This window comes from Actinomyces bovis, assembly GCF_900444995.1.
GTDB classification, from domain to species: Bacteria; Actinomycetota; Actinomycetes; order Actinomycetales; family Actinomycetaceae; genus Actinomyces; species Actinomyces bovis.
Genome location: NZ_UAPQ01000009.1, coordinates 52,614 through 79,101, shown reverse-complemented (window position 1 = coordinate 79,101; position 26,488 = coordinate 52,614). Strand labels below are relative to the sequence as shown.

Below are 26,488 nucleotides of genomic sequence, written 5' to 3'. Positions count from 1 at the left end.
GTTGTCAGTGGTGCATGGGTACGATCAGCACGTGACTTCCACACTGCGCCTTTTCACCTCCGAGTCGGTCACCGAGGGCCACCCGGACAAGGTCTGTGACCGCATCTCAGACGCCATCCTCGATGCCATCCTTGAGCAAGATCCAGCCGCCCGGGTGGCGGTAGAGACTATGGTCACCACCGGCCTGGTGCATGTGGCTGGTGAGGTGACCACTGAGCGCGCCTACGTGGAAATCCCACAGATCGTCCGCGATGAGATCACCCGCATCGGCTACACCTCCTCGGATGTCTGCTTTGACGGACGCTCTTGCGGCGTCTCGGTGTCCATTGGTCAACAGTCCCCAGATATCGCCGCTGGAGTGGACAAAGCCTTAGAAGCCCGCTCCGATTCAGGCGCAGTGGATGAGCTCGATCTGCAGGGCGCAGGCGACCAGGGCCTTATGTTTGGTTACGCCTGCACTGACACCGCTGAACTCATGCCACTGCCGATCCATCTAGCCCACCGCCTAGCCGAGCGTCTGACCGCCGTGCGCCGCCAGGGAATCGTGGAAGGACTGCGTCCCGACGGCAAGACGCAGGTAACCATCGGCTACGACGGCGACAAGCCGGTGTCCTTGGCCAGCCTGGTGGTCTCCACCCAGCACGACCCGGACCGCAGCCAGGCCTGGTTGCGTGACGCGCTAGCAGCAGAGGTGGTGGCTCCGGTTCTGGTCGCTGAGGCCGAGTCCGGCCTGGAACTGGACACCAAGGCGATGGACTTGCTGGTCAATCCCTCTGGCCAGTTCATTATCGGCGGGCCAGCTGGTGACGCGGGCCTGACCGGACGCAAGATCATCGTGGACACTTACGGCGGCATGGCCCGCCACGGCGGTGGTGCCTTTAGCGGCAAAGACCCTTCGAAGGTGGACCGCTCTGCCTCCTATGCGATGCGCTGGGTGGCTAAAAACGTGGTGGCTGCAGGCCTAGCCCAGCGCTGCGAAATCCAGGTGGCTTACGCCATCGGCGCCGCGCATCCAGTGGGCCTGTATGTGGAGACCTTTGGTACCAACACTGTGCCTGTGGGGCAGATCGTCGCCGCCGTGCAGGAAGTATTTGATCTGCGCCCGGCCGCAATCATCCGTGACCTGGACCTGTTGCGGCCGATTTACCGCAACACCAGCGCCTACGGGCATTTTGGTCGTCCAGGTTTCACCTGGGAGGCCACCGATCGGGTAGACGCCCTGCGCGCCGTGATCTGAGATGAGCGCGGAGGTCGGTGAGCAGGGGACACTGCTCGCCGTCCCTGCGCCCGTGACCCGGCGGGTTCAAGCAGACGGCGTACTCCTGCCGGTCGCTCAGGTGTTGCTGGACACCCCTCTGCCACAGCTAGACCGACTTTTCGACTACCTGGTACCTCCAGCCCTGGACGCTGCCGCTCAGGTAGGCACCCGGGTAGTAGTGCGCTTTGGAGGGCAGGAAAGCTACGGCTGGATCTGGGGGCGCAGCGACTCCACCAGCCACCGGGGGCGACTGGCCCCACTGCGCCGCGTCGTCTCGGATATGCCAGTGCTAACCGAAGCCACCCGCGCCTTAGTAGAAGCAGTGGCCACCCGTGCCGCCGGCAGTCGCGCCGACGTCGTCCGCCTAGCTGTTCCTCCACGCCACCGCGGCGCGGAGAACTCCGAACGGGATAAGCCAGCCCCCAGGCCACCAGCTTGGACTGAGCCTAAGGTTTCAGGCTGGGCTGACTATATGGGTGGAACGGAGCTGCTGCACCAGCTCGCTAACGGCGGCAGTCCTCGCGCCATTTGGCACGTCCTACCCCACCCGCCTAGCGGTCAGTCATGGCTGGGACTCGTGGCCCGCGCTGCGCGAGCCACCCTGTGCTCGGGCAGGGGAGTGTTGCTGTTGCTCGCCACCAACCAGCAGGTGGTGGAGATCAGCCAGCGCCTCAGTGAGCTGCTCCCAGGTGAAGCCGTGGTGCAACTGGGAGCCGAGGTTGGACCGGCGGCCCGCTACCGCAGCTTTACGCGGCTGCTGTTGGGGCACGCTCGTGTGGTCGTCGGCACGCGCGCTGCCGCCTATGCCCCGGTCAAACACTTGGGGCTGGCCGTGATCTGGGATGACGGCGATGATCGCCTGGATGAGCGCCGGGCGCCCTACACCCATGCGCGGCAGGTGCTAGCTCTGCGCTCCAGCATTGAGGGCACTGGTTTGTTGATAGCCGGGCACACCGTGACTCCAGAAGCACAGGCATTGGTAGAACGCGGCTGGGCTACGGTCCTAGCGCCGGCAAGGGATACTGTGCTGACTCACCGTCCGCGCGTGGAGGTACCTGGCACAGCGGAACTCTCTGCTGAAGGTGCTTCCGGTGGGGCACGCATTCCTTCCCTGGCGCATCGCGCCGTGCGGGCAGCGCTTGAAGCTGGCCCGGTACTGGTACAGGTACCACGCGGGGGATATGCGCCGGTAGTTGCCTGTGAAGACTGCCGTCAGGCCGCAAAGTGCAAGCTTTGCGGTGGGCCGGTAGCCCTGCAATCCGACCGGGCGGCGGCATGCCGTTGGTGTTCCCGTCCGGTGGGGCACTGGCGTTGTGCTCACTGTGGTGGGCAGAGACTGCGCATGGTGGCGGTGGGCACGGCTCGCACCGCCGAGGAGCTCGCCCGGGCTTTCTCCGGGGCAAAAGTTGTGGTCTCTGGTACTAAGGCCTCTCATGGGGTGATCCATGAAGTAGATGCAGCCCCGCGTCTGGTGGTGGCAACCCCTGGTGCTGAACCGGTTGCGGAGGGCGGTTATCGGGCAGTGCTGCTGCTAGACGGGGCCGTACTCTCCTCTCGCCCTGAGTTGGGAGCTCAGGCGGAGGCCTTACGCCGCTGGTCTAACGCAGCCGCACTAGCTGCTCCGGATGCCCGCGTGCTGCTTTTGGGGCGGCCTGAGCCGGATACCGCCCAGGCGCTCCTGCGCTGGGATCAGCCTGGTTTTGCACGGGCCCAGCTGCTGGAACGCGACCAGCTACATCTGCCACCGGCCTGGCGCACCGCCCGGTTGGATGGAGCGCGTGCAGCGGTGGAGGCAGTGCTGGAGGAAGCCAGAGGTGCGGGTTTTGAGACACTTGGGCCGTCACCTATGGAGGTGAGCGCTGACTTGGGGGCGGAGGGCTTGCGCCGCGCCCTCGTGCGCGTGCCAGTTGCACAGGGGCGTGAGCTAGCCAGTTTGCTGCGGAGGGTGACAGTGCGGCGCGCGCTGGAGAATTTGCCTCCGGTGAGGGTGGAGCTGGACCCGACAGTGCTGTGGTGAACACAACATCTAAATGATTGAAATTGATTAGTTAATGCGCGTTTCAGTTAAATCTTGACATTTGGGGCTATTCCACCGATGATCAGCGAGACGAGGTACGTCAATCCCCACATCAGGCAAAGGAGCCCCGATGAGACGACTACCGCTATCCCGCTCAATAGCAATCTTGGGCGCGCTCACACTATCCATCCCCCTAGCCGCCAGTGCTGCGGCCGAAGCTGCTCCAGCACTAAACGCCCCCACCACCATTGCGGTGCCCGGCCTCAGTGCCACCGTGGCTGCAGACTTCCCGCAGGTGGTCAGCTACCAAGTGGGCGCCAGCCACCTGGGTGGGCGCGCCGCCACAGTCCGTGAGGTCCTGATCGACGGCAAAGCTCAAGCCGTGCAGTCGGTTACCGCCACCCGCAGCTCTGACACGAAAGTCACCTATCAGGTCAGCCTGAGCGGCGGCGCGTCATTTGATGCGGAGATCCTGGTGGACACCGTTGCCTCCCACGCGGACGGCACCGCCAATGTCACTCGCCCAACTCTGACATTCCGGATCACCAAGCTCAGTGGTGGTCACACAATCAAGATCCCCGGTCAAAGCCTGGTATCTGTCTCTGCCAACGACGCCGGGGCCGCCTTCGCCGCCGCCACCACCGGCACAGCTCGGGGTGCCAGTGCCAAAGATCCCCTGGCGGGAGTGCAGGACACCTTCGGGCAGATCACCGCCGAAACCCCGGTGGATGCAAGAGATATTGGTTCCGCCTACCTGTTGGTTAACACCGCGCAGGTCGCCGTCGGCATGGAGACCAACGCGACCCCGGACACAACAGATCACCAGACCGCTAACAACAACAGCCGCTGGGCCCGCCAGGTCGTCACCGGTGCTGACGGCGCTCCTACCCTGACTGCCGGAGCGGGGGCCTGGACCTACCGCTCTGCTGCCGCCACCGACGCCATTGGAGACGAAGAGCGGCCCTACGCCACGCTGGTCTTCGCCTCCGACGCGAACTCCTCTGGCAGCGTCGACTGGCAGGATGCCGCGATTGCCTACGCCGACATCGCTGAAGCCGTGCGTGGCGCGGCAGATAACGCCAAGCGCGTCGTCACCCACATCCCCTTCAACTTCGCCTCCCAGGCCACCCACCCCTTCCTGCGCACCGCTGACGACGTCAAGCGCGTCGGTCTGGCAACCGATGGCTTAGGCCAACGCGTAATGCTGAAGGGCTACGAGTCTGAGGGCCACGACTCCGCCCACCCGGACTATGCCTCCAATGTCAACAACCGAGCCGGTGGCGCCGCCGACCTTAAGACCCTCTTTAACGCCACCAAAGACGTCAACGCCATCTACGGCATCCACGTGAACACCACCGAGGCCTACCCGGATGCCCAAACCTTCGGCACCTTGGACTTCACCGGAGTGGCTGGCTGGGACTGGCTAGGCAAGTCCTACTACATTGACCAGCGCCAAGACCTTGGCAAGGGCAAGGTCACCAGCCGCTTCCAGACGCTGCGCGACGAGTTCCCCCTGGCCAGCTACCCGGCATTCCGCTGGCTTTACATTGACGTGTACTACGGCTCGGGCTGGACCTCTGACCGGCTCGGTCGTGAACTCAACCAGCAGGGCTGGGAGGTCGGCTCTGAATGGTCGGACAAGTTTGAGCGTTTCTCCACCTGGTCCCACTGGGCCAATGATGAGAAATACGGCGGCAGCTCCTCTAAGGGCCTGAACTCTGAGATCATCCGCTTCATTGACAACTCCAACAAGGACACCTGGAACCCGGATGTGGCGCTGGGCTACCCCCAGGTAAAGGAGTTTGAGGGCTGGACTGGTCACCAGAACCAGCGCGCTTTCTACGCCAATGTGTGGTCCAACAACCTGCCTAGCAAGTTCATCCAAGCCTCACGCCTGATGCGCCACGAGACCCAGGCCGCAGGCTCTGGCACCAAGCACATCTGGACCACCGCCAACGGTACCGTAGCCAGCGGCACCACCGCAGTTACCAACCGGACCAACGGCGATTCCGTGGGCGGGCAGATTCGGGCAGATATGGCTGCCAGCCGTGAGATCAGCTACGACGGCGCCACCGTTCTGCGCGGTGACAGCTATCTGCTGCCCTGGACCGACAACGGCACCAAAGCTGGCGCGCCTCGCCTCTACTACTACAACCCCGCTGCTAGTGAGAGCACGTGGCAGTTGACTCGGGCTTTCGCCGGGCAGAGCTCACTTACGCTCTACCGGCTGACTGACCAAGGCAAGACCAAGGTTGCTGACCTGCCCGTATCCGGTGGCTCCGTGACCATTCCCGCCAGCGCCTACGAGGGCGTTGCCGAGGTTGACCGCGCCTCCACCGCCTTCGTGCTGTACCCCTCCACCACCCCGGCCACAGCTGCGGAACCGCAGTGGGGCGCAGGCACCGTCTTCACCGACCCCGGCTTCAACGCTGGAGACCTGAAGGCTTACACCACCACCGGCAGCGTCACCGCCACCCACGACGCCCAAAACGATCCGATCGCGCAGATCGGAGACGCCTCAGGCTCGCTGGCCCAGAGTTTCACCCTGAATCAGGGCACCTACGAGGGCTCGGCCTGGGTAGAAATCGGCGAGGGTAGCGCCAAGCGTGAGGTCACCGTTTCTGCCAGCGGCAAGGGTGTGGGCGCAGCAGGCTCCCAGACCGGACAGGACACCGCCTCCGCCACCGCTGACAAGCCCGTCACCGTGACCTTCGAGGACTTCGAGCATGTCACGCAGGGCTGGGGTCCATTTGTTAAAGGTGACGCCGGTGGCTCCACCGATCCGCGCACCGTTTTGGCGCCACTCAACGCGCCCTACACCCAGAAGGGCTGGACCACGCCTAACGGACGCGTCAAGACCACCGACGACGTCATCGGCGGGCACTGGTCTCTGAAGTCTCACTCAGAGAACGGCGGCCTGGTTTACCGCACAGTGCCACAGACTGTGGACTTCCAGGCGGGTCACCGTTACCGCGTTTCCTTCGACTACGAAAACGCCTTCCCCGGCGTCTATCAGTGGGTCACCGCCTATGACAGCGTGGGAACTGACGCAATTCGCACCACCACGCTCAACAGCACCGATATGCCCGCAGCCAATAGCCCCACGCATTTCACCGCGGACTTCGTGGCCGGAGCCTGTGGCAGCTACTGGGTGGGGCTGCAAAACCTCCGCGGAGGCGTAGACGCTGCTGACTTCACCATGGACAACTTCCGGGTGGAAGACCTTGGCGCTAGTGACACCGCGCCCGCCTGTGCGGCTGCCTCGGTCGCTGTCACCGGTGAGGCTCAAGCCGGCACCACCGCCACGGTGACCACCACCGTCAGCAATGCTGAGGCTGTGGCCATCACCGAGGTGAGTTCCGCTTTGACCGTGCCCGAAGGTTGGACCGCTACTCCACGTGGTTCCGCCACCGCCGCCTCGGTGGCGCCCGGGGAAGTCTTCACCGTCACCTGGGATGTAACCGTGCCGGAAGCCGCCGGCGGCAAGGCCTTCCCGCTGGTCCACAGGGCTAGCTACAAGGTTGACGGTGCCGCGCGCACCGCCAAGGGCACCACCACCACGGCGGTGCTTGGGGGAGTCGCCACCGATGGCATCACCTACCTGTCCGACCTGCCCTTCAACCCGGCCTACAACCAGAACGGTTGGGGACCAGTTGAGCGGGATCAAGGCAACGGTGAGCAGGAACAGGGCGACGGGCCGACTATGAGCATCGACGGCACCGAGTACGCCAAGGGCATCGGCGCCCACGCGCCTTCCGACGTCGGCTTCGACCTCAACGGCAAGTGCCACACCTTTGCGGCGGTGGTTGGCGTTGATGACGCCCAGAGCTCGCGCGGCTCAGTGACCTTCGAGGTGAAGGGCACCCGTGACGGTGCGACCTGGCAGACTGTGGTACCCCAGACTGAGGTGCTACGAGCCACGTCTAGTGCCAAGACCATCACCGGTGACGTCACCGGCATGCGCACTATCCGCCTCATCTCTGGCGACGGCGGGGACAGCAACGGCAACGACCACGCTGACTGGGGCAATGCGCGTGTAGCTTGCGGCACCGCCACGATCGACCAGGCTGGTCCGGGCACTCCGGCTCCTGGAGCTGAGTTAAAGCCCTACACCGGCGCGCTACAGGTGGTCGAAGCACCGGCCGCCTACTCAGCCAACCCTGTGTCCTACATGCTGGACAAGAAGACGGCAACCTTCTACGACAAGGACTGGGTCAAGCTCCAGCCGCACCCCTCCACCGTGCTTCTTGGCCTCTACGAAGGCACTGATGTGACGGCGGTGGCTCCCACCAAGGTCTCTGGTCTGTCCATCACCGGGCGCGTCGGCCAAGCCAATGGACGGATCGAAAGCTACAAGGTCTACGTGGGCCAGGACGCCGCTAATGTCGGCACCCTGGTGGCTGAGGGCAAGCTAGCCAACACGGGTTCGGAGCAGCGCATCGTGTTCTCCCACCCGGTGGACGCCAAACTCATCAAGTTGGAGGTGACCTCCTCCTACAAGACCAAGCCCACCGAGCCGGACGGTCTGCTAGCCATCGCGGAGATCAACGCCCTCACCGGTGAGATCAACCCCGCCGACCCGGCCCAGCCGGATCAGCCCGGCACTCCCGCAGACCCGGCGGACGACCCCACTGACGTCAAGGTGAACACCAATGCCGCCGGGGTCGTGGGCCAGAACTACCTGGATGTAGCTACGGCGGCCGACTCTGCCGAAGCCACCGGCAGCGTCAGCACGGTCATTAACTCGACCTTCGCAAAGAACTACGTTGCCGCTGACCAGAAGCACGGCAGCTATTTCCAGCGCGTGCCGGTGCGTTTCAAGGTGGGAGCTGAGAGCACCGAGGTCACCTTCAAGGTGGCTGCGGCAGCCGGTAGTACGCCAGTGCTGGTTGACGACCTGCGCCTAGTCAAGATCGACAAGGCCACCAGCAACGACCTCCTGGGCGTGGACTGCACCGCCAGCCCCACGCCCGAGCCCTGCGGTTCAGTGACGGCCAACGCCCGAGTGGGCCTATCCACCCCGGCCAAGGTAGCAGTAACCCCGCCCAACCCCGAGCCTGACCCGAGTGACCCGCCGACGCCGCAGGGTGCTAAGCCCGCCTATGTGGCCAGCGTGGAGGCTGCCGGAGAAAGCAAGGGCCGCGTCATCTGGGGTGACTGGGACGGCAACGGGTCTTTGACCTACGCCGTGCGCGTAGGTACCCGCGTGGTTTTCTACAACGAGAACCGCGTTGATGCCCCGGTCTACGCCTCGATCTCCATTGGCCGCAGCACCGATGAAGTGTTGGTGGGTGACTGGGACAACGACGGCAAGGACACGCTGGCTCTGCGTCGCGGGACGACGGTACTGACTCAGAACCGTCTAACCGGCACGACCACCACCAAGGTAGTTGTCGACGGCATCACTGCCGACTCCAAGCTTCGGGTAAAGCAGGAGCAAGGCAAGGCGGATGTGATCGTCGTCGTCAAATGAGCTGAGTGCACGAGCTAACGAGCTCTGATCCTTGGCAACTGCTGGGCCCGGTCGGCTCCCACCTGGGGAGCCCACCGGGCCCAGTTCGCTCACGGTCATAAGACATCGGTACGGCTAGATCGGCTTGTTTTGCCGCCAGCTGGCAGTGGCGACACGCTGCCGCAGCGGCTTGGAACAACTAGGGTCGCCCCATGAGCAGCACAGCACCCAGCCTCCGTCCGCAGGCTCCCATCAAGGCAATCGTTTTTGACTACGGCAACGTGATGATCTCCTGGGACCCCGCCGGTGCGGTCTCCGGACGCATCCCCCTGGACCAGTGGGACGCCTTTGTGGAGGATGCAGACTTTCACGCGTTGAACCTGCGCTCAGACGCGGGCGATGACTTTGAAGACGTAATTGCAGACCTCGCACTCGCCCACCCCGAGCACCCTGAATGGCCCGCAATGATGCGCACCTACCGGGAAAACTTTGAACACTCCATCCTTGGGCATGTGCCCGGAACCGTCGCCATTGTCCGCGAGCTGCTGGACGCTGGGGTGCCCCTGTACCTGCTGTCCAACTTCGACGTAGAGCCTTTTGAGTACGCCCGCGGCCTAGTCCCGGAACTGGAGCACTTCCAAGGCCTGGTCATTTCTGCTGCGGAGCATCTAGCCAAGCCAGATCCACAGATCTACCGGATAACCCTGGAGCGCTACCACTTAGACCCGGCCACCACCTTGTTCATCGACGACACTGCCGCCAATGTCGCTGCTGCCCGCGCGGTTGGCATGCAAGCACTCAGATTTACCGGCGCAGGACGCTTGCGCGCTGAGCTGACAGAACTCGGCCTCATCTCGGGCCCTGCGAAGCAGCCCCCAAGCACGCCCGTAAACTGAGCCTATGCGAATCCTCTTCGCCGGAACCCCCGACGTCGCCCTGCCCGTCCTACAGGCGCTCATGGCCAACAGTGAGCATGAAGTAGTCGGTGTCCTTACCCGCGCAGACGCGCGCAGCGGTCGAGGTCATGCCCTACGTCCTTCACCAGTGGCGGCTGTCGCCCGTGAGGTTGGTCTGGATGTGCGCACCCCCAAAACCCTCCGTGATGCTGAGATTCAAGACTGGGTGCGTTCACTGGAAGCCGATGTTGCAGTAGTAGTCGCTTACGGGCGACTAGTCCCACCGGCGCTGCTTGACGTGCCTAGGCACGGCTGGCTCAACCTGCACTTCTCCCTCCTGCCTGCCTGGCGTGGTGCTGCTCCGGTGCAGTGGGCCGTCATCAACGGCGACGAGGTCACTGGCGCCTGCGTCTTCCGCCTAGAAGAGGGGCTGGACACCGGGCCAATCTACGCGCGGATGACCCAAGCCATCGGTCCTACCACCACTGCCGGTGAACTGCTGCAGAGCCTCGCACAAGCCGGTGCTGAGCTGGTTAAGCGTGCCCTCACTGACCTGGCTTCCGGCCAAGCCCACCCTGAGCAGCAGGATCACACCCAAGCCACCAAGGCCCCCACATTGAGCAGCGAGGACGGACTCCTGCGCTGGAACGACCCGGCCCTAGCCATAGACCGGCGCATACGCGGCGTCACCCCAGCCCCCGGCGCCCACACCACCTACCAGGGGGCACGCCTGCGCCTTGGTCCGGTCACCCTGGCTCCTGAGGTCAATGACCTGGCTCCTGGACAGGTGCGAGCCAGCAAACATGAAGTCCTAGTGGGCACAGCATCCCACGCCGTCCGCCTGGGCCAAGTCGCACCTGCAGGCAAGCAGTGGATGGACGCTGATGCCTGGGCCCGCGGGGCACACGGATTGGACGGAGCTACCCTGGGCGCAGTGCCTGGCACTAACCAGGGTGGGGTGGCCTGATGGGTGCGCCTAGAGGAGGTGGACACGCCGGAGGCGCAGGCCGAGGCGGCGATGGGCAGCGCCCCCGGGGGCACGGTCAGTCGGGGCGGCATAGCCAGGTAGGCGCCCAACGTCGAGGCCAGGGTCGGCAGCGCGGCAAAGGCAATAACGATGGCCGCCGCAATCCTATCCGCCGCCCAGCCGAAAGGGCTGACGCCCGCCGTCAACCGCGCGAGTACCAAGACCCTGCGCGCCTCTGTGCCTTCGAGGCGCTGCTGGCAGTCCGTGAAGACGGCGCCTTTGCAAACCTAGCCCTGCCGCCGCTCCTGGACGCCTACCGCCTAGACAAACGCGACGCTGCATTCACCACCGCCCTGACCTACGGGACTCTGCGCCTACAGGGCCGCTACGACGCGATTATCGCCCAGTGCGTGGACCGTCCCCTCAAGGATGTGGACCCGCGGGTGCTGGACCTGTTACGGCTAGGCGCCCATCAACTGCTCAGTATGCGCGTGCCCAGCCATGCTGCGGTTTCCGCCACCGTGGATCTCAGCCGGCATGTGGCCGGATCCGGCGCCGCCAGCTTCGTCAACGCCATTCTGCGCCGCCTTGGTGAGCACGATGCCGATGCTTGGCTGGAACGCCTCAGCGAAGACAATCCGGATGAACTCACCGCACTGGCAGCCCGTAACTCCCACCCCCTGTGGGTGGCCAAAGCCCTGCGTCAGGCCCTAATCGATAACGGCCGAGACGCCACAGAGTTGGAAGCCCTGCTGGAGGCCAATAACGCCGACCCCGAGGTAACCCTCTGTGCCCGCCCCGGCCTGGTGGCGCCTGAGGTCCTGGCCAAGGAGGCAGCCGCTGCTACCGGGCGTCGCCCCCATCTGGGGGACAGTAGCCCCTACGCCGTGGTACTGGCCGGAGGAGACCCCGGACGCATCGCATCTGTGCGCTCCTCTCGCGCGGGAGTGGAGGATGAGGGCAGTCAGCTGGTGGCCCTGGTGCTCTCCGAAGCCCCGCTGGAAGGGCGGGACAAGCTTTGGCTGGATATGTGCGCCGGTCCGGGCGGCAAGGCCGCACTGCTTGGGGCGCGTGCAGCCCAGCGCGGCGTGCACCTGGTGGCCAGCGAAGTGGCGCCTCACCGCGCCGACCTGGTAGATGCCGCCGTGCGCGCCCTGTCGGAAGCAGCTGTGGAGGTGCGCTGTGCTGATGGCCGCAGCTATGGCAGTCAAGAACCAGGTTGCTATGACCGTGTACTGGTGGATGTGCCTTGCACCGGCCTGGGCTCGCTGCGCCGTCGCCCTGAGTCCCGCTGGCGCCGCAGCCCCCAAGACGTAAAGGAGCTCACAAGCTTGCAGCAGGAGCTGCTGAGCTCAGCTCTTAAGACGGTGCGCCGGGGAGGTCTAGTGGCTTACGTGACTTGCTCACCGCATCTTCAAGAGACTCGCCTGGTGGTTGAGGACGTCATTCGGGCGCTTGCACGTGAAGGCATCACCACCGAGCGACTGCATGCTGGCAATGTCGCCACCCGGGTAGCTCCCCGCCCGCCCGCCGGCGCAGACCGCGAACTGCTGCAGCTATGGCCACATCTGGACGGCACAGACGCCATGTTTTGTGCGTTGCTGCGCCGCACTCATTAAGCCCCACCGGAGCCAATTCACGATCAACTACACAGCAGCCGCCCGAGTGCCCGACGGACCACCTGAGGAGAGCCATGACCCCGCAGCCAACCATCACTCCTTCAATCCTCAACTGCGATATTGCCCATCTGGCTGCCGAGCTGGGGCGCATCGCTAATGCAGACGGCGTGCATGTGGATGTGATGGACAACCATTTTGTGCCCAATCTGTCTTGGGGGCTGCCGGTGGCAGAGGCGGTAACTCGTTCTACTGAGCTGCCCGTTGATGCGCATCTGATGATCGAGGCCGCTGATCACTGGGCCCCCGCCTACGCAGAGGCCGGCTGCCAAATAGTCACACCGCATGTGGAAGCTACCCAGGCTCCCATCCGCCTAGCCCGCGAGATCCACCGACTCGGGGCCCAAGCCGGACTGGCCTTGCGCCCCGCAACCCCGCTGGAGGCGGTCGACTCGGTGCTGGGTGAACTGGATCTGTTGCTGGTGATGACGGTGGAGCCAGGATTTGGGGGACAGTCCTTCATTGATGCCATGCTGCCCAAGATCAAGCGCGCCCGAGCGCTGATCAGTGAGCAGAACCTGTCCTTGCGCCTACAGGTCGACGGTGGAATCTCTCGCGCCACCATAGAGCGTGCTGCCGAGGCCGGGGCGGACACCTTTGTGGCGGGCTCAGCGGTGTACCGGGCCGATGATGCGATTGCGGAGATCGCAGTCTTGCGGGAGCTGGCTCAAGCACACCAGCACTGAAGCTGAGTTTTCGCACCGGCGCTGGCGGGCCGGGCGCCGTAAGTCGGACTTTAGGTAAGGCTCCAGGCCGTGTACCTGGCCACCTTGATAGCCCGGGTAGGCGATGTTAAATGATTGCCTGCCGGAAGCCTTGTGTGATTTCTATAAGTTGAGTGGACGAAGGCGGTGCCAGTTTGGAACGCGCCAGCAGCTGGGCGCCACCTTTCAATGTCACCTAAAGACTTTGTGAGGATTCCACAAGGTGCAGGTTGTGGTGGCCTGGAATATCTTGGTTTTGCGGCTGGAACCCTGGACCTCCTTTGTATGAACCCGGGTGCCGGATGGGCAGGTTAGCGAGGCGTAACCAGTCCTAGGCGATCTACCAGATCGCTCCGCACCGGCGTCCGCTTGAACCTGGGCTAGTGCAAACCCACAATCCAGGCGAGGGCTACGGCGTCGGACTTCAAAGCGACCAACCTGAGGAGTACGCCGTTGACCACCCGCCAGCTCAACCGCATCCTCATCGCCAACCGCGGTGAGATTGCACTGCGCATCTTGCGCACTGTCCGCGACCTCGGCGCCACCTCAATCCTTCCCTACACTCCAGAGGACCTCCTCAGCCCTGCCGCAGAGCTAGCCGACGAGGCTTACGCCTTGCCAGAGGGATCGGGCTACACCGACGCTGACGCCATCCTTAAGCTAGCTCAGGAGCAAGCGGTTGACGCCATCCACCCCGGCTACGGCTTCCTCTCCGAGGACGCCGCCTTTGCCCGCGCTGTCACCGCTGCCGGCATAGCCTGGGTCGGTCCCTCACCGGTAGCCATGGAAGCCTTGGGGGACAAGCTCTCCGCTCGTGCCACCGCCCACCGCGCCGGCGTCGCCCCGGTTCCCGGCATCACCGACTCCGTAACCAGCCCAGAGACCGTAATAGCCTTCGCCGCAGAGCATGGCTACCCCGTAGCTCTCAAGCGCACCGACGGCGGAGGTGGGCGCGGCATCACCGTGCTGCACAACGACGACGAGGTACGCACCACCCCGGCCTTTGACTCCGCTCAGGCAGCTGGCTGCACCCTCATCCTGGAAAAATTCGTGACTGCTGCCCGGCACATTGAAACCCAATGCGCCCGAGACTCACACGAGGCCTTCGCGGTGGTCTCCACCCGTGACTGCACCCTGCAGCGACGCAACCAGAAGCTCCTGGAAGAAGCTCCCGCCCCCTTCCTGCCCGCAGACCTAGACACGCAGCTGGCAGAGGCCTCTCGCCGCCTATTGGAAAGCGTCGGCTATGTGGGGGTAGCGACCTGCGAATTCCTCCTCACCCCTGAAGGCGAACTGTGGTTCCTAGAGGTCAATCCTCGCCTGCAGGTGGAGCACTGCGTCTCTGAGGAGGTAACCGGCATAGACCTGGTAGAGGCCCAGTTGCGCATTGCTGCCGGTGGGCACCTAGGGGAGGTGCCCACCCCACGTGGCCACTCCATCGAACTGCGCATCACCTGCGAGGACCCCGCACGCGGCCTGGCCCCCTCCACTGGCGCCATCACTCGCCTGCGCTGGCCTGCCGGACCCGGCATTCGCATCGAGTCTGGCGTCATGGAGGGCGACGTCGTCACGCCCCTATTCGACCCGATGCTTGCAAAGATCGTGGTCACCGGAGCCACCCGCGAGCAGGCCTTAGCTCGCTGTCGTCGCGCCTTGACAGAGACCCTCGTCGAGGGCGTTACCGTCTGCACTGCCCTGCACGAGCATGTGCTCACCCGCCCCGAATTCACCGCCGTGGACTCACGCGGTGGCCTGGGAGTCACCACTCGCTGGATCGAGGCCGAAGTACTGCCAGCCATCGCCGCACCTGTAGCTGACGATGAGGTACCCGGCCTCGGCAATATGCCCACCCCGCCGCTGCCGGAGTCTGGGGCCGGGCAACGCACCCGCTCCACCTACGTCATCGAACTCAATGGCCGTCGCCTGTCCTTGACTCTGCCTGACGGAATCCTGGGCGGCCCCGGTGCTCGAAACAACATTGGTGCCAGACCACACCGCGTGCCCCAGCCCCTACGGGGCCGCTCCGCCCGCGCCAGTAGGGGAGTGCCAGAGGCTCTAAACGCCGCTAACGGCACTATCTCCTCACCCATGCAGGCCATCGTCACCCGCATCTGTGTCACCGAAGCCAGCCAGGTACGGGAGGGAGATCTCCTAGTGGTGCTGGAATCCATGAAGATGGAGAACTACGTGCACGCCCCCCACGACGGCGTCGTCAGCACTATCCCGGTTACCGCCGGGCAGACCGTCTGCGCTGGGGAGGTTCTCCTGACTATCACCCCGGCCACCAGTCCCGACCAGCAGGAGGCCTGAGAGATGACCACTAACGCTGCGCCCACAGCCGACGCATATGCCCGGCCAGACGCCGGCCCTGACACCACCATGGCGGCCTCTCCGGCTACTCGTGCCTTCCGGGAACGCGCCGAACGTGTAGGCCGCGCTGCTGAAGAGAAAGCGATCGCGCGCCAGCATGCCAAAGGCAAGCAGACCGCCCGGGAACGCATTGACATGCTCCTGGACGACTCCACCTTCCTGGAGATTGGCCGCTACACCGGCTCCGGCGCGGGGGAGCAGGCCCGCCCCTCTGGCGTAGTGACTGGTTTTGGCCAGATCGATGGACGGCAAGTGGCCGTCTACTCCCAGGACTTCTCCGTCTCTGGCGGCGCCCTAGGCAGCGTCGAAGGAGACAAAATTGTGCGCCTGCTGGACGACGCTCTGCGCTTGCGCATCCCGGTTATCGGGCTGATCGATTCCGGCGGCGCCAAGATCCAGGAGGGTGTGGGAGCGCTGCGCCAATACGGGCGCATCTTCAACCGCACCTGCGCCGCTTCTGGCCTGGTGCCTCAGATCAGCGTGATCTTGGGACCCTGCGCTGGCGGCGCCGTCTACTCCCCGGCCTTGACCGACTTCGTGATTGCGACTCGTGAGGCCTCCCATATGTTCGTCACCGGACCTGACGTCGTCCGCGCCGTCACCGGGGAGCGCATCAGCGCTGAAGACCTAGGCGGTGCGGAAATCCACGGCTCAGTTTCCGGCGTGGTCCACTATGTAGCCGAGGATGAGGAGGACGCCCTGGCCCAGGTGCGCACACTGCTCGCCTACCTGCCATCCTGCGCCCAACAGTCCGCGCCACGCTACGCCTACGACGCAGCCACTCGCGCACAAGATGAAGCCTCTGCTGCGGCGGTGGGCGACTTAGTTCCAGCTTCCACTCGCCAACCCTACGACGTCGTGCAGGTGGTCTCCGCACTGGTGGACCACGGCGAGCTAGTACAGATCCAGGAGGACTTTGCGGCCAATGTCGTGGTGGGCTTCGCCTGCATGGAGGGACGCCCCGTCGGGATCGTGGCCAACCAGCCGCTAGTGGACGCCGGCACCCTGGACGTGGACGCCTCCGAGAAGCTAGCCCGCTTCGTCCGCTTCTGTGATGCCTTTGGACTGCCAGTGGTGACCTTCGTAGACGTGCCTGGATACCGGCCGGGCGCTGAGCAGGAACACGCCGGCATCATCCGCCGCGGCGCCAAAGTCATCAACGCCTACGCCACCGCCACCGTGCCCCTGGTCACCGTGGTGCTGCGCAAAGCCTATGGGGGCGCATACATCGTTATGGGCTCCAAGGCCATTGGTGCAGACCTGAACTTCTGCTGGCCAGGCGCAGAAATCGCCGTGCTCGGTGCAGCTGGAGCAGTCAGCATCATTCATCGCCGCGAACTCGCGCAGGTCCGGGAGGCCCAGGGAGAGGCAGCGGCAAGCGCTGAGCAAGAACGGCTAGTAGCCGAGTACGAGCAGGCCGTCATAAACCCAGACAAAGCCGTGGGTATCGGGGAGATCGACGCCGTCATCGCCCCGGAGGAAACCCGCCAGGTGATTGTCGATTCCCTGGCCGCCCTGGCAGCTAAACGCTCCAGTGGCCCTGCACCAAGTAAGAAGCACGACAACGTTCCCCTGTGAGCGGCCCTGAGCCGCCACCCAAGCAAATACCTTCCTGAAGAACTAACAAGCCCAGACGGAGAAGCAGATGACCGCCACCCCCACCCCCAAGACGACCTTCGCGCGCCTGACCGCCGGAGAGCCCTACGTGCTCGCCTTCGGCGGCCAGGCCACCCCCTGGCGGCAGACTCTGCGCGAGCTGGTCTCCACGGACCGCTCCCTAAGCGGCATGCTGCGCGAACTCGACGCCGCCGTGGCCACACGTCTTGCCCCCGTAGCCACCGACCTGCTCACCATCACCCCACGCGGCCTGAGACTGCTGGACGATAATGCCGAGCCTGCTAGCCCCGCCCCCACGGGCGCTGCAGCCGCAGACACGGCTGATGTATCCGTGCCGGGCATCCTGCTAGCCCAGCACGCGATCCTGGTATCGCTGGCCGAGTTGGGGCTGAACCTGACCGAGCATGCTCCCGCCTCAGCAATCGGCCACTCCCAGGGAGTGCTAGGAGTAGCCCTGCTGGAGGCCCTGGGAACGGAATGCTCTGAGGCCGCAAAGGCTGCCGGTTCCACTACAGACGCGGTGCAGGTGCACGCCCTGGCGCGCCTAATCGGTGCGGCAGCAGCCCGCACCACCGCCCGCGCCGGACTGTCCACCAGCGGTGACGCCACCCCAATGCTCTCCGTCCGCGGGGTCACCCGCACGATCTTGGACCGTGTGCTCGCCAGAGTCCCTGCAGTTGCCCGCGTAAGCGTAGGCGTTACTAATGGCCGGGCCGCCCATATCCTTTCTGGCCGCCCCGCGGATCTGGAACTCGTTGTTGCCGCCCTGGAGCAGGCTGCTGCCCGTAGCGCCCAGGAACGCAAGGACCGTCGTCGGGGCGGCGCCGTGCTGGCGCCGGTAACTGAATACCTGGCCACTTCCGTGCCCTTCCACACCGAGCTCTTGGCCCAGGCAGTCACCGACGTCGTCACCTGGGCAGACCGCTGCGGCCTGGACACCGCGCTGGCCCGAGATCTAGCCGCAGCCGTGCTGATCGACCCGGTGGACTGGCCTGCCACCGTCCACAAAGCCATGGATGCCCCCGGCCAGCCTCGCCTGGTGCTGGACCTAGGTCCCGGCAATGTGCTGAGCCGCCTGACCGAGGCAGTGCTTGCGGGCACCGGCGCAGCAGTCGTGCCGGCAGGCACTGCTGCTGCCCTAGACGACCTGCTGCGGGAGGGGGCCGCACCCACCCCCACCGTGGACCGTGCCCGTTTCGCCCCGAAGCTGACCCGTCTGCCTGACGGCCGCCTCACCCTGGACACCGCCTTTACCCGCCTAACAGGTCGCTCCGCCGTCCTGCTAGCAGGCATGACCCCCACCACAGTTGACCCCGAGATCGTGGCGGCAGCTGCCAACGCCGGTTACTGGGCTGAGCTGGCCGGCGGCGGCCAGGTCACCCCGGGGGTGCTGGCGCACAACCTTGAGGGCTTGCAGCGCCTCCTGGAGCCAGGCCGCACCGCAGCTTTCAATGCTATGTTCATGGACCGCTACCTGTGGAACCTGCACCTGGGTGCTCAGCGCCTGCTGTCCAAGGCGCGGGGTTCTGGGGCCCCCGTGGACGGCATCGTGGTCTCCGCCGGCATCCCTGAGCTAGATGAGGCCGTGGCCCTCCTAAAGCGCTTCCACGCAGAAGGCTTCCCCTATGTGGCCTTCAAGCCCGGCACCGTGGACCAGATCCGCCAGGTGCTAGCTATCGCCAAGCAGGTGCCAGACGCCCCGGTCATCATGCAGGTGGAAGATGGCCACGCCGGTGGCCACCACTCCTGGGAAGACCTGGACACCATGCTCCTGGCCACCTACGACGCTGTGCGCCAGGCCAGCAACGTGGTTTTGGTGGTCGGCGGCGGCATCGGCACTCCTGAGCGAGCCGCTGACTATCTAACTGGCCGTTGGGCCCTGCCCTATGGCACTCCTGCCGCGCCCGTGGACGGCGTCATGGTGGGCACAGCCGCAATGACCGCTTTGGAAGCCAAAACCAACGAGGACGTTAAACAACTCCTCGTGGACACTCCGGGAACCGACCCCTCCTGCGACGGTGGCTGGGTGGCTTCCGGCGCCTCCCAGGGTGGCATGACCTCCGGCCTGTCTCACCTGCGGGCTGACCTATACGAGATCGACAACTCTTCCGCCCGTGCCTCCCGCCTCATCCAGGAGCTTGCTGGAGACGAGGCCACTATGGCTGCCCACCGCGAGGAGATGATTGCAGCCCTAGCCAAGACCGCCAAGCCTTATTTCGGCGACGTGGAGAAGATGACCTACCAACAGTGGGCCACCCGCTACGCCGAGCTATGCGTCGCCCCCCACGAGGGCCGCGCCGCAACTGAAGCCGACTGGGCCGACGAGGGCTGGTACGACCGTTTCCTGGACCTGCTGCACCGTGTGGAGGCCCGCCTGGCCACCGCTGACACCGGCGAAATTCCCACGCTTTTCGCAGACCACGCCGCAGTGCTAGACGCCGACGCCGCCCTAGCCTCCTTGGCACAGGCATACCCGGCGGCCGCCACCGTGCTGGTGGAGCCCAGTGATGCAGCCTGGTTCGTGGATCTGTGCCGCAAGCACCCCAAGCCCGTGCCCTTCGTGCCTGTGGTCGACGCCGATATCCTGCGCTGGTGGGGCACTGACTCCCTCTGGCAGTCTCAGGACCCCCGCTACACCGCTGACCAGGTCCGTATCATCCCCGGCCCGGTGTCCGTGGCTGGCATCACCACTGTGAACGAGCCCATCGGAGACCTGCTGGGGCGCTTCGAAACCGCCGCTGTGGAGGCCTTGCAGGCTGCCGGGGCAACCGAGCAGCAGGCTGCAAGCCGCCTGTCTTGTGGCCTGGGGGCGCAGGCCCGCCCGGTGGCCGACGCTGACGAACTGGTCCGCTGCGCCCCCCACGTGCTGTGGAACGGACACCTGACCACCAACCCTGCCCGAGTCCTGGACCCGGCCGCCTACACCGTCACCCACCGGCCCGACGTCGCCGCCGACGCCTACGACCTAGATATCCACCTAGACACCCACTGGGATCAGACCCCCGGCGGAGACCAGATCCACGCGGTACGACGCCTGGTGGTACCCCTGCGTCTACAGCGCTCTAGCGACGGCGCCGTACCCTTGGTAGACCCGACGCGCGTACCCGAAACCATGAACGACCTGCTGCGCACCACTGCGGGCGTGGGGGCCGTGTCGATCACCGGTGATCTAGTCGAGCAACTGCCAGCGGTCGTGGCGGCCCAGCCGGATGCCAAGGATGCTTTAGGGCATCCTGTAACCCAGCCTTTCGGCACTGTGCACGCTCGCTTCACGCTGGCAGATACGCTTGGCGCCGACCACGCCGCTGTTACCGCTGACGCATTGCCCGCCAGCCTTAGCGCCGCAGCCCTGGTGCCTGACGCGCTGCTCGGCCCCTGCTGGCCGGTGGTCTACGCGGCCCTGGGAAGCGTCGTCGAAGATGGCATGCCCTTGATTGAGGGCCTGCTGGGTGCGGTACACCTAGACCACACCGTTGACCTGCGACTTCCTTTGGCTGAGCTATCTGCATGGGCCGGGCCAGAGGCCCAGGTCCAGGTGGACGGCTGGGTCGCGGCGCTTGAGGAGTCCAGCGCCGGGCGTGTCGTAGATGTGCGCCTAGAGCTGGCCGACGTCGCCACGGGCCAGTTGGTGGCGCTGATGCGCGAACGCTTCGCCATCCGGGGCCGGGCCCAGGGCACCGCTGTGCCCTCCGCTCCCGAGCTCGCTGGGGGCACTGGCCGCGAAACCGTGCCCGCCGCCCGGCGCCTGCTGCGCCGCGTGCGCGTCACCGCCCCCGCCGATATGACGGCCTTTGCCCGAGTGACCGGAGACTTCAACCCCATCCACACCAGCTACCATGCCGCCAAAGTAGCGGGCATGCAGGCGCCGCTGGTCCACGGCATGTGGCTATCCGCCACAGCTCAGCAGGTTGCAGCCTCCGCTGCCGCTGACGGTACTCCTGGCGCCCGCCTGATTGGCTGGACCTACACCATGCACGGCACGGTTGAGCTGCTGGACGAGGTAGAGGTCTCCGTGGAGCGCACCGGCCTGGTGCGCGGTGGCGGACAGTTCATCGAGGTGACCTGCCGAGTTGACGGCGAGGTCGTCTCCCGTGGAACCGCCGTTACCGAGCCTGAGCCCACCGCCTACGTCTACCCCGGCCAGGGCATCCAGACCCAGGGCATGGGACTGGACGAGATGAATGCTTCTAAGGCTGCCCGTGAGGTCTGGGAGCGGGCCGACGCCCACACCCGCGCTGAGCTTGGCTTCTCCGTGATTGCCCTGGTGCGTGACAACCCCACTGAAATGACCGCCCGGGGCGTGACCTACCGCCACCCTGAGGGGCTGCTGAACCTGACCCAGTTCACTCAGGTCGCCTTGGCCACGGTTGCTATGGCCACCACCGCCCGCCTGGCTGAGGCCGGCGCGCTCGTAGAGGGAGCAGCCTTCGCTGGGCACTCACTGGGGGAGTACACGGCCCTGTCTGCCTATGGGCGCGTCATGCCGGTGGAGACCACCATCTCCATCGTCTTCCAGCGCGGCTCCACCATGCACACTCTGGTGGAGCGCGATGAGCACGGAGCCTCCCGCTACCGCATGGGTGCTCTGCGCCCCAACCAGGCTGGTATCAAGGCGGAGGCAGTAGAGGCCTACGTCAAGGAGGTTTCTGAGCGCACCGGTGAGTTCCTGCAGATCGTCAACTACAACCTGGCCGGTGTGCAGTACGCCATCGCAGGCACCAATGAGGGCCTGGAGGCTTTGGCTACAGATGCGCGTGCCCGCGCCGAGGCCCGTGGAGGCAAGAACCCCTTCATGTATGTGCCGGGCATCGATGTGCCCTTCCACTCTGAGGTGCTGCGCCCCGGCGTGCCCGAGTTCCGTGAACGCCTGCTCTCCCTGGTACCCCAGGACCTTGACGTTGCCCGCCTTGAAGGACACTACGTGCCTAACTTGGTGGCCAGGCCATTTGAGCTGAGCCGCGACTTTGCACAGGCAATCCTCGAGGTGGTTCCCTCCGAGCCGGTGCGAGAGCTGCTGGCTGACTGGGAGTCCTGGTCTGCCCGCCCGACCGCCCTGGCCCGGGTGCTGCTGGTGGAGCTGTTGGCTTGGCAGTTTGCTTCTCCGGTGCGCTGGATCGAAACCCAGGACGTGCTCTTCAAGGCAATCGCTGAAGGGGGTCTGGGCATCAAGCAGGTGGTCGAGATGGGCTTGGCTGCCTCTCCGACCCTTGCCAACCTGGCCAGCCAGACCCTGCGCTTGCCTGCCCACGCGGGACGCAAGGTCGTGGTCTACAACGCCCGCCGTGACGAAGCCCGAGTACTTGCCACGGACACTGACTCCGCCGTCGAGGAGCTCGAACCGCTGGTGGAGGAGACGGCTGAGGCTAGCCCCGCCCCAGAGGCGACGCCGCAGGCCGCCCCTGCTGCCGAGGCAGCTGAAGCGGCTTCGGCTCCGGCACCTGCCGCTCCGGCTGCAGCCGCAGCCACCGGCCCAGTTGAGGACTTGGAGTACAGCGCCACCGATGCGCTGACCTTCCTGCTGGCTCACTCCGCCCGGATTCGCCCCGAGCAGATCGGCGCTACCGACACCACTGAGACTCTCACCAACGGTGTCTCTTCTCGACGCAACCAGCTCCTTATGGACCTGGGTACTGAGCTCCAGCTTGCCAGCATCGACGGCGCCGCCGACGCCGATATGACGGCTCTGGCCGCCACCGTGGCCAAGGGCGCCCCCGGCTACAAGCCTTTCGGCCCAGTCTTAACCGAGGCCGTCCGCACCGGCCTAGGCCGCGTCTTCGGCCCCTCCGGCGTGCGCGTAAACCGCGTAGCCGAGCGGGTCAAGAGCACCTGGGGACTAGGCGCAGGCTGGGCTTCCCACGTGACCGCCGCTCTGGTGCTAGGCACCCGTGAGGGCGCCTCCATGCGTGGAGAAGACCTAGCTTCGCTGGGTTCCTCGGCCCCGGCCACCAATGCCGCCGCCGTAGACGCCCTTATCGACGCCGCCGTCCAGGCTGTGGCCAGCGAGCGTGGCATAGCTGTCGCCAAGGCCAGCGCTGCAGGTGGTGCCGGTGGAGCCGTGGTGGACTCCGCCGCTCTGGACGCCTTCGCGGCCGCTGTCACCGGTGAAGAAGGAGTCCTGGCCACCACAGCCCGCACCGTACTCAGCGCGCTGGGCCTAACCGAGCCCGCGCACCTGGCTGCTGACGCCGCTGATGAGGCCGCTTCCACCCGGATGCTGGTTGCTGCCGTGGATGCTGAGCTTGGTGCGGGCTGGCTGAAGTCGGTTACGCCAGCTTTCGACCCGGAGCAGGCTGTGCTCATTGACGACCGCTGGGCCACCGCTCGTGAGGATCTAGCGCGTCTAGGCAACGGGGAGACCTCCTTGGATGAGGCCCGCCGGCTGCTGCCCGCTGAGCGCTTCACTGGGCTGGGACAGGCCGTAGCTGACCAGGCCGCCTGGTGGGCTAAGCAGTTGCGCTCCAGCCAGCTGGCCGATGCCGGTGCTCGCGCTGAACTCGCTGAGGCCATTAGCCAGGCCGCAGGCCGTAAGGCCGAGGCTGGCGACGCCACCACCCGCTGGGCGCAGGATGTTGCGGTAGTCACGGGGGTGGCTCCCGGCTCCATTGCCGCTGCTGTCACTGGAGAACTCCTCGCGGGCGGCGCCACCGTTGTGGCCACTAGCTCGCGCCTGAGCCACGAGCGCCTGGCATTTGCCACCAAGCTCTTCCGGGAGCACGCCAGCGCTGGCGCCCGCCTGTGGATCGTGCCCGCCAACCTCGCCTCCTACCGGGATGTGGATGCCCTGGCCGACTGGGTTGGCAATGAGCAAGTGGTTACTGCCGGCGGTGTCTCCACCTTGGTTAAGGAAGCCCTGGTGCCCACTCTGCTCTTCCCCTTCGCTGCACCGCGCGTCATGGGGAGCTTGGCTGATGCCGGTCCGGCAGCAGAGTCTCAGACCCGCCTGCTGCTGTGGAGTGTGGAGCGCACCATTGCTGCCCTGTCCACCATTGGCACTGACACGCATGTGGACCACCGCCTGCACGTCGTTCTGCCGGGTTCACCTAACCGCGGCATCTTCGGTGGCGACGGCGCTTACGGTGAGGTTAAGTCCGCCCTGGATGCGGTGGTAAACCGGTGGCACTCGGAGAAGAATTGGTCGCACCGCGTCACTCTGGCCCACCCGCGTATCGGCTGGGTGCGGGGCACCGGCCTCATGGGTGGCAACGACCCGCTCGTGGCCGCCGTCGAGGCAGCTGGGGTGCGCACTTGGTCCACCGCGGAGATGGCCACCGAGTTGCTAACTCTGTGCACGCCGCAGCTCCGGGAACAGGCCGCTCAGGCCCCCTTGCAGGCTGATTTCACCGGTGGTTTGGGTGAAGGCGTGGATCTGGTGGCGCTGCGTGAGCGGGCTGCTACCACCATGCCAGCCACGTCGGCTGAAGCCGAGACTGTCCCCACCATCAAGGCACTGCCTAGCCCGGCTGTGCCCACTCAGCCCACCGCCCCTGACTGGGGCGAGGTCAAGGCTGAGCTGGAGGACATGGTGGTTGTCGTCTCCACCGGTGAGGTCTCCACTTGGGGATCCGGCCGCACCCGTCGTGAGGCCGAGCTGGGTATGAGCGGTGGTGAGGCGGTGTCTCTCACGGCCGCCGGCACCCTGGAGCTCGCTTGGGCTATGGGGCTGCTCACTTGGCAGGACAGCCCCAAGGCTGGCTGGTACGACGTCGACGGCGAGCTGGTGGACGAGTCGGAGATCGCCGAACGCTACGCCGATGAGGTAGCTGCCCGCTGCGGCATCCGCGAGTTCGTTGACGATGGCGTCATCGCCACCATCGCCGAGGAGGACGTGCCCGTCTACCTGGAGAAGGACATCACCTTCACCGTCTCCGACGAGGCCACTGCCCGCACGCTTGAGGCCGCCGACCCGGAGCACACCCGTGTAGCCCCGGAGGTAGTGGAGGGTGCTCCCACCGGCGAATGGCAGGTCACCCGCCTGTCTGGCTCCTTGGTGCGAGTGCCTCGCCGCGCAGCCCTGTCCCGCACTGTGGGCGGCCAGTTCCCGCAGGACTTTGACCCGGCCCGCTGGGGCATCCCCGCAGCCATGGTTGAAGGCATGGACAATATTGCTGCCTGGAACCTGGTAACTGCCGTGGATGCCTTCCTCTCTGCAGGCTTCAGTCCTGCCGAGCTCTTGCAGGCTGTGCACCCCAGTGACGTGGCCTCCACTCAGGGAACTGGCTTTGGTGGCATGGAATCTATGCGCAAGATGTTCGTGGGGCGCCTGCTAGGTGAGGAGCGTCCCAGCGATATTCTCCAGGAGGCGCTACCCAACGTGGTGGCGGCACACGTCATGCAGTCCTTCATCGGCGGCTACGGCTCCATGGTGCAGCCGGTTTCGGCCTGCGCTACAGCTGCTGTCTCCATTGAGGAAGGCTGGGACAAGATCGCCCTAGGCAAGGCGGATGTGGTAGTTGCTGGCGCCATTGACGACATCTCCATCGAATCGGTGGTGGGCTTCGGCAATATGAATGCCACTGCTGAGGCAGCTGCCATGTACCGCAAGGGCATCTCCGCCCGTCACTTCTCCCGCGCGAATGACCGCCGTCGTGGCGGCTTCGTGGAGGCCGAGGGTGGCGGCACCGTGATCCTGGCCCGGGCGACCGTGGCAGCTGAGCTGGGCCTCCCGGTGGCCGGGGTGGTCGGCTTCGTCTCCTCCTACGCCGATGGTGCCCACACTTCCATCCCTGCCCCGGGCCTAGGCGCCCTAGGCGCCGGTCGGGGTGGCCAGCAGTCGCGGCTGGCTCGAGCCTTGGCTGCCCTGGGGGTGGAGGCCGACGACATCGCCGTGGTTTCCAAACACGACACCTCCACCAAGGCCAATGACCCCAATGAGTCAGAGCTCCACACTCGTTTGGCCCGAGCCCTGGGCCGCACTGAAGGCAACCCGCTAGTGGCTGTGTCCCAGAAGTCGGTGACCGGCCACGCCAAGGGTGGTGCCGCCGTGTTCCAGGTGGCGGGTCTGACGGAGATCCTGGCTACTGGCCTGGTGCCGGGCAATGCCAGCTTGGACGTGGTGGATGCGCCCCTGGAGAAGGATGTCTTCTGGGTGTGGCCGCGCACGCCGATGCGTCTGGCTGGCCGCGGTGGCGTAGGCGGTCGGGTGCCGGGCGCTGGCCCGGTGCGCGCTGGTCTGCTCACCAGCTTGGGCTTCGGACACGTCTCTGGCCTGATTGCCATGGTCCACCCCGGCGCCTTCGAGGCGGCGCTGCGCCAGCAAGGTGGCGAGGAGGCGGTTAGCCGCTGGCTGGCCCGCGCCAATGACCGCTTGGCTGCCGGTACTCGGCGCCGTCGGGCCGCCATGATTGGCCGGGCGCCTTTCTTCAAACAGGTGCAGGGACGCCGTTTGGGCGAGGCTACGGTGGATCGTGACCCGCACGAGGTTGAGGCAGCGATGCTGCTGGACCCGACTGCCCGTCTAGGTGCTGACGGCACCTACTGACCTCATCAATGCTCGCGAGGCCGGGACATCGTTATGCTGACCAATCGGAAGAT

Annotated in this window: 10 protein-coding genes; all 10 read left to right on the top strand. The window is 65.5% G+C overall.

What is annotated here, in order from left to right; translation table 11 throughout:
* The first annotated feature begins 31 nt into the window (after window positions 1-31).
* The 10 genes from metK to DR039_RS08470 all read left to right on the top strand — a co-directional run bounded on the left by metK (window position 32) and on the right by DR039_RS08470 (window position 26,435).
* A complete protein-coding gene (metK, locus tag DR039_RS08515) occupies window positions 32-1,237 on the top strand; it encodes a methionine adenosyltransferase (protein ID WP_111837082.1) in 1,206 nt (401 codons plus the stop codon).
* Window position 1,238: 1 nt separating this feature from the next.
* Window positions 1,239-3,275, top strand: coding sequence for a primosomal protein N' family DNA-binding protein (locus DR039_RS08510; protein ID WP_170166885.1), 2,037 nt, complete (start codon window positions 1,239-1,241; stop codon window positions 3,273-3,275).
* A gap of 130 nt (window positions 3,276-3,405) precedes the next feature.
* Complete coding sequence (locus tag DR039_RS08505; RefSeq protein WP_111836956.1) at window positions 3,406-8,748, top strand: endo-alpha-N-acetylgalactosaminidase family protein; 5,343 nt, start codon at window positions 3,406-3,408, stop codon at window positions 8,746-8,748.
* Between the two features lie 191 nt (window positions 8,749-8,939).
* A complete protein-coding gene (locus tag DR039_RS08500; RefSeq protein ID WP_111836955.1) occupies window positions 8,940-9,623 on the top strand; it encodes an HAD family hydrolase in 684 nt (227 codons plus the stop codon).
* Window positions 9,624-9,627: 4 nt separating this feature from the next.
* Window positions 9,628-10,590 (top strand): methionyl-tRNA formyltransferase, encoded by a 963-nt coding sequence (gene fmt / locus DR039_RS08495; protein ID WP_111836954.1) that lies wholly within the window; start codon window positions 9,628-9,630, stop codon window positions 10,588-10,590.
* On the top strand, window positions 10,590-12,209 hold the full coding sequence (locus DR039_RS08490) for an RsmB/NOP family class I SAM-dependent RNA methyltransferase (RefSeq protein ID WP_111836953.1): 1,620 nt from the start codon (window positions 10,590-10,592) through the stop codon (window positions 12,207-12,209). The genes fmt and DR039_RS08490 overlap by 1 nt, the downstream gene beginning before the upstream one ends.
* A 74-nt stretch (window positions 12,210-12,283) precedes the next feature.
* Window positions 12,284-12,952 (top strand): ribulose-phosphate 3-epimerase, encoded by a 669-nt coding sequence (gene rpe / locus DR039_RS08485; protein ID WP_111836952.1) that lies wholly within the window; start codon window positions 12,284-12,286, stop codon window positions 12,950-12,952.
* Window positions 12,953-13,423: 471 nt separating this feature from the next.
* Window positions 13,424-15,280, top strand: coding sequence for an ATP-binding protein (locus tag DR039_RS08480; RefSeq protein ID WP_111836951.1), 1,857 nt, complete (start codon window positions 13,424-13,426; stop codon window positions 15,278-15,280).
* Between the two features lie 69 nt (window positions 15,281-15,349).
* On the top strand, window positions 15,350-16,918 hold the full coding sequence (locus DR039_RS08475) for an acyl-CoA carboxylase subunit beta (RefSeq protein WP_111837080.1): 1,569 nt from the start codon (window positions 15,350-15,352) through the stop codon (window positions 16,916-16,918).
* Between the two features lie 67 nt (window positions 16,919-16,985).
* Window positions 16,986-26,435 (top strand): type I polyketide synthase, encoded by a 9,450-nt coding sequence (locus tag DR039_RS08470; protein ID WP_111836950.1) that lies wholly within the window; start codon window positions 16,986-16,988, stop codon window positions 26,433-26,435.
* Window positions 26,436-26,488 lie beyond the last annotated feature (53 nt).